This is a genomic window from Streptomyces sp. NH27 (genome assembly GCF_056859195.1).
In genome coordinates, this window is the sequence record NZ_JACEGK010000519.1 from 1 (window position 1) to 5,761 (window position 5,761).

Sequence of the window (5,761 nt, forward strand, 5' to 3'; positions counted from 1 at the left end):
GGCGGGCCCGGGGCCCGCGCCCGCTCGGGCGCGCCCGACCGGGTGAACTTCGGCCGCTCGGCCGCCTCCTGCCCCGCACTTCGGCCCCACGACACGGGAGTGAAGAAGTGCGGGCATGCCCGTATTGGGGTGTCATGAGTACTTACATGTCATTTGTGACCCATGAGGAGGCGTTCGATGCGCGGAGCCACACGCGTGAGGTGTGCGGTGGGCGTGCTGGCGGTCGCGCTGGCTGCCACGGCCTGCGGCGGCGGGAGCAGTAGTAGCAGCAGCGGGAGCAGCAACGGTATCGTCCGCGCCTCCTGGGGAGACCCGCAGAACCCGCTGGAGCCGGCCGACACCAACGAGGTGCAGGGCGGCAAGGTGCTCGACATGGTCTTCCGCGGTCTGAAGGTGTACAACCCGAAGACCGCGAAGGCCGAGAACCTGATCGCCCAGTCGGTCACCAGCACCGACGCGCAGAACTTCGACATCAAGCTCAAGTCGGGCTTCACGTTCTCCGACGGCACCCCGGTCACCGCCGACTCCTTCATCAACGCCTGGAACTACGGCGCCCTGCTGAAGAACGCTCAGCTCAACGCCTCGTTCTTCGAGCCGATCGCCGGCTATGACAAGGTGCACCCGGACGCAGTCGGCGCCAAGCCCACCGCCACCAAGCTCTCGGGTCTGACGAAGGTGTCGAACACCGAGTTCAAGGTGAAGCTCAACCAGAAGTTCTCGCTGTGGCCCGACACCCTCGGCTACGTGGCGTTCGATCCGCTGCCGCAGTCGTTCTACACCGACCACGCGGCCTGGCTGAAGAAGCCGATCGGCAACGGGCCGTACGAGATCCAGAAGTACACCAAGGGCACCCAGATGTCCCTGGTCAAGTGGGACGGTTACAAGGGCCCGGACGCGGCCGTGAACAAGGGCGTCGACCTGCGGGTCTACACCGACAACAACACCGCGTACACCGACCTGCAGGCCGGCAACATCGACCTGGTCGACGACATCCCGGCCTCGCAGCTCAAGAACGTCAAGTCCGACCTCGGCAGCCGCTACATCAACCAGCCGGCCGGCATCATCCAGACCGTCTCCTTCCCGCTGTACTCCAGCCGCTGGTCGTCGGCGAAGTCCGCGCTGGTCCGGCAGGGCCTGTCGATGGCGATCAACCGCAAGCTGATCACCCAGCAGATCTTCCAGAACACCCGCACCCCCGCGACCGACTGGACCTCGCCGGTGCTCGGCAGCGCGGGCGGCTACAAGGCCGGGCTGTGCGGCCAGGAGTGCACGTACGACCCCACCAAGGCCAAGCAGCTGGTCAAGGAGGGCGGCGGCCTGCCCGGCGGGAAGATCACCATCGGCTACAACGCCGACACCGGCTCGCACAAGGACTGGGTGGACGCGGTCTGCAACAGCATCAACAACGCGCTGGGCAACAACAAGGCGTGCGTGGGGGATCCCACCGGCACCTTCGCCGACTTCCGGAACAAGATCACCAACAAGCAGATGACCAACCCGTTCCGGTCCGGCTGGCAGATGGACTACCCGCTGATCCAGGACTTCCTGCAACCGCTGTACTACACCGACGCCTCGGCCAACGACTCGCACTACAACAGCCCGCAGTTCGACAAGCTGGTCAACCAGGCGAATGCCGAGAGCAGCAGCACCAAGGCCGTCAGCACCTACCAGGACGCGGAGAGGCTGCTGGTCAAGGACATGCCGGCGATCCCGCTGTGGTACCAGAACGGCAACGCGGGCTACTCCTCGAACCTGAGCAACGTCTCCCTCAACCCGTTCAGCGTCCCGGTCTACAACGAGATCAAGGTCAAGTGAGACCGGCCGGAGGCCGCACCGGGTCGCCCCGGTGCGGCCTTCGCCCACTCCCCGTGCAGGAGGCCCCATGGGACGCTATGTGATCCGGCGGCTGCTCCAGATGATCCCGGTGTTCATCGGCAGCACGTTCCTGATCTTCTTCATGGTCTACGCGCTCGGCGACCCGGTCGCCGCGCTCTTCGGCGAAAAGGCGCCCGACCCGGCCACCGCCGCCCAGATCCGGCACGACCTGTACCTCGACCACTCGCTGGGCGCCCAGTACCTGCACTACATGAAGAACATCTTCAGCGGGAACTTCGGCACCGCCTTCAACGGCCAGTCGGTGACCTCGCTGATGGGCAGCGCGTTCCCGATCACCATCCGGCTGACCATCGTGGCCATCATCTTCGAGATCATCATCGGCATCGCGCTCGGCGTGATCACCGGCATGCGGCGAGGCAAGCCGGTCGACACGGGTGTGCTGCTGCTGACGCTGGTGGTCATCTCGGTGCCCACCTTCGTCACCGGCTACGTGCTGCAGTACATCTTCGGCGTGGAGCTGAAGTGGACCAGCCCCTCGGTGTCGCCGAGCGCGCCGTTCAATGAACTGCTCCTGCCCGGGCTGGTGTTGGCCCTGGTCTCGCTCGCCTACGTCACCCGGCTCACCCGCACCTCCATCGCCGAGAACACCCGCGCCGACTACGTGCGTACCGCCGTCGCCAAGGGCCTGCCCCGGCGCCGAGTGATCGTCCGGCACCTGCTGCGCAACTCGCTGATCCCGGTGGTGACCTTCATCGGCACCGACATCGGCGCCCTGATGGGCGGCGCGATCGTCACCGAGCGGATCTTCAACATCCACGGCGTCGGCTACCAGCTCTACCAGGGCATCCTGCGCAACAACGCCCCCACCGTGGTCGGCTTCGTCACCATCCTGGTGCTGGTGTTCCTGCTGGCCAACCTCCTTGTCGACCTGCTCTACGCGGTCCTGGACCCGAGGATTCGCTATGCCTGAACCGATCGACCCGAACGAAGCGTTCGATCCGAACCAGGCCATCGCGCCGACCGGTGGATTCGGCGGCGGCATGGACCTGGCCGCGACCGACGCGGAGACCCTGGAGAAGCCGCCGGGGGAGGGCCAGGAGGGCGGCCCGGCCGCAAAGCCCCGCAGCCTGTGGTCCGACGCCTGGCGCGACCTGCGGCGCAACCCGATCTTCATCATCTCCGCGCTGATCATCCTCTTCCTGGTCTTCATCTCGATCTGGCCCGGCACCATCGCCACCCAGGACCCGCTGAAGGCCAACCTGGCCCGGGCACAGGAGGGTTCGTCCGCCGGCCACCCGTTCGGCTTCGACAACCAGGGCCGCGACGTCTACACCCGGGTCGTGTACGGGGCCAGGGCGTCGGTGACCGTCGGCGTGTGCGCCACCGCCGGCGTGGTCATCCTCGGCAGCGTGCTCGGCGGCCTCGCCGGGTTCTTCGGCGGCTGGTGGGACGCGGTCCTGTCCCGGATCAGCGACGTGTTCTTCGGCATCCCGGTGGTGCTGGGCGGCCTGGTCTTCCTGTCGGTGGTCACCAACTCCACGGTGTGGCCGGTGATCGGGTTCATGATCCTGCTGGGCTGGCCGCAGATCGCGCGTATCGCCCGCGGCTCGGTGATCACCGCCCGGCAGAACGACTACGTGCAGGCCGCCCGCGCGCTCGGCGCCGGCAACTCCCGGATGCTGGTGCGCCATATCGCGCCCAACGCGGTCGCCCCGGTGATCGTGGTCGGCACCATCGCGCTGGGCACGTACATCGCGCTGGAGGCGACGCTGTCCTACCTCGGCGTGGGCCTGAAACCGCCCACCGTCTCCTGGGGCATCGACATCTCCGACGCGTCCAACGCGATCCGCAACGCGCCGCACATGCTGCTGTGGCCGGCCGGGGCGCTCAGCATCACCGTGCTGGCGTTCATCATGCTCGGCGACGCGGTTCGCGACGCCCTCGACCCCAAGTTGCGCTAGGAGGCGTCGCGATGCCAACAGGTGGCACAGGAGCCACGGAGGCGGCGATGGCGATGTCCGCGGGTCCGCCCGCCGACGGCGACAGCGGGCCGCTGCTCGACGTACGCAACCTGCACGTGGAGTTCCGCACCAGAGAGGGCACCGCGAAGGCGGTCAACGGTGTCGACTACTCCGTGCACGCCGGTGAGACGCTGGCGGTGCTCGGCGAGTCCGGCTCCGGCAAGTCGGTCACCGCGCAGGCGATCATGGGCATCCTCGACTCGCCGCCCGGCTTCATCACCAGCGGTGAGGTCATCTTCCAGGGCCGGGACCTGCTCAAGCTCGGCACCGAGGAGCGGCGGCGGGTCCGCGGCGCGAAGATGGCGATGATCTTCCAGGACGCGCTGTCCTCGCTCAACCCGGTGCTCAGCGTCGGCGAGCAGCTCGGCGAGATGTTCCGGGTGCACCACAAGGTCTCCCGCAAGGACGCCAGGGCCAAGGCGATCGAGCTGATGGAGCGGGTCCGCATCCCCGCCGCCCGCGAACGGATCAAGCAGTATCCGCACCAGTTCTCCGGCGGTATGCGGCAGCGCGTGATGATCGCGATGGCGCTGGCCCTGGAGCCGGACCTGATCATCGCGGACGAGCCGACCACGGCGCTGGACGTGACGGTGCAGGCGCAGGTGATGGACCTGCTCGCGGAGTTGCAGCGCGAGTACAACATGGGCCTGATCCTGATCACCCACGACCTGGGTGTGGTCGCGGACGTCGCCGACAAGATCGCGGTGATGTACGCCGGGCGGATCGTGGAGACCTCGCCGGTCCACGACATCTACCGGGCGCCGGCCCACCCGTACACCAAGGGCCTGCTCGACTCCATCCCGCGGCTGGACCAGAAGGGCCGCGAGCTGTACGCGATCAAGGGACTGCCGCCCAACCTCCTGCACATCCCGCCCGGTTGCGCCTTCAACCCCCGCTGCCCGCGCGCGCAGGACGTGTGCCGCACCGATGTGCCCCCGCTGTACCGGGTCAGCCAGGACCGGGCGAGCGCCTGCCACTTCTGGAAGGAGACCCTGGATGACGACAGCATCCCGTCCGCTGACGCCTGAGCGGCCCGTACCGCCCGACCCCTCCGGCCGCGAACCGATCCTCACCGTCCGCGGCCTGGTCAAGCACTTCCCGCTGACCCGCGGCATCCTCTTCAAGAAGCAGATCGGCGCCGTCCAGGCCGTCGACGGCGTCAACTTCGACCTGTACGCGGGGGAGACGCTCGGCATCGTCGGCGAGTCCGGCTGCGGCAAGTCCACCGTGGCCAGGCTGCTGATGAACCTGGAGCAGCCCACCGCGGGCAAGATCATCTTCAAGGGCGAGGACATCACCAAGCTGCACGGGCGGGCGCTGAAGGCGGTGCGCCGCAACATCCAGATGGTCTTCCAGGACCCCTACACCTCGCTGAACCCGCGGATGACGGTCGGGGACATCATCGGCGAGCCGTACGAGATCCACCCCGAGGTGGCGCCGAAGGGCGACCGGCAGCGCCGGGTGCGCGAGTTGCTGGACGTGGTCGGGCTCAACCCCGAGTACATCAACCGCTACCCGCACCAGTTCTCCGGCGGCCAGCGGCAGCGGATCGGCATCGCCCGCGGTCTCGCGCTGCGCCCCGAGATCATCGTGGCCGACGAGCCGGTCTCCGCGCTGGACGTCTCGGTGCAGGCGCAGGTGGTCAACCTGATGGAGCGGCTGCAGGACGAGTTCCAGCTGTCGTACATGTTCATCGCGCACGACCTGTCGATCGTGCGGCACATCGCGGACCGGGTCGGCGTGATGTACCTCGGCAAGATCGTGGAGATCGGCTCGGACGAGCAGATCTACGAGCACCCGACCCACCCCTACACGCAGGCGCTGCTCTCGGCGGTGCCGGTGCCCGATCCGGAGGCCCGCGAGCATCGCGAGCGGATCATCCTGGCCGGCGACGTGCCCTCGCC

At 67.7% G+C, this 5,761-nt stretch carries 5 protein-coding genes; all 5 read left to right on the forward strand.

Annotated elements, in window-relative coordinates:
• The first annotated feature begins 177 nt into the window (after positions 1-177).
• Positions 178-1,815 (forward strand): peptide ABC transporter substrate-binding protein, encoded by a 1,638-nt coding sequence (locus AC13HU_RS30830; RefSeq protein ID WP_483045265.1) that lies wholly within the window; start codon positions 178-180, stop codon positions 1,813-1,815.
• Between the two features lie 67 nt (positions 1,816-1,882).
• Positions 1,883-2,806, forward strand: coding sequence for an ABC transporter permease (locus AC13HU_RS30835; RefSeq protein ID WP_483045266.1), 924 nt, complete (start codon positions 1,883-1,885; stop codon positions 2,804-2,806).
• Positions 2,799-3,797, forward strand: coding sequence for an ABC transporter permease (locus tag AC13HU_RS30840; protein ID WP_483045267.1), 999 nt, complete (start codon positions 2,799-2,801; stop codon positions 3,795-3,797). Before AC13HU_RS30835 ends, AC13HU_RS30840 begins: the two co-directional genes overlap by 8 nt.
• 53 nt (positions 3,798-3,850) lie before the next feature.
• A complete protein-coding gene (locus AC13HU_RS30845) occupies positions 3,851-4,885 on the forward strand; it encodes an ABC transporter ATP-binding protein (RefSeq protein WP_483045269.1) in 1,035 nt (344 codons plus the stop codon).
• Positions 4,854-5,761, forward strand: a 908-nt coding sequence (locus AC13HU_RS30850) for an ABC transporter ATP-binding protein (RefSeq protein ID WP_483045268.1), incomplete at its 3' end; no start/stop codon positions are given. The genes AC13HU_RS30845 and AC13HU_RS30850, both read left to right, overlap by 32 nt.

Coding starts and splice junctions, on each gene's coding strand:
- AC13HU_RS30830 (WP_483045265.1), top strand. CDS start 178: ATGCGCGGAGCCACACGCGTGAGGTGTGCGGTGGGCGTGCTGGCGGTC.
- AC13HU_RS30835 (WP_483045266.1), top strand. CDS start 1,883: ATGGGACGCTATGTGATCCGGCGGCTGCTCCAGATGATCCCGGTGTTC.
- AC13HU_RS30840 (WP_483045267.1), top strand. CDS start 2,799: ATGCCTGAACCGATCGACCCGAACGAAGCGTTCGATCCGAACCAGGCC.
- AC13HU_RS30845 (WP_483045269.1), top strand. CDS start 3,851: ATGTCCGCGGGTCCGCCCGCCGACGGCGACAGCGGGCCGCTGCTCGAC.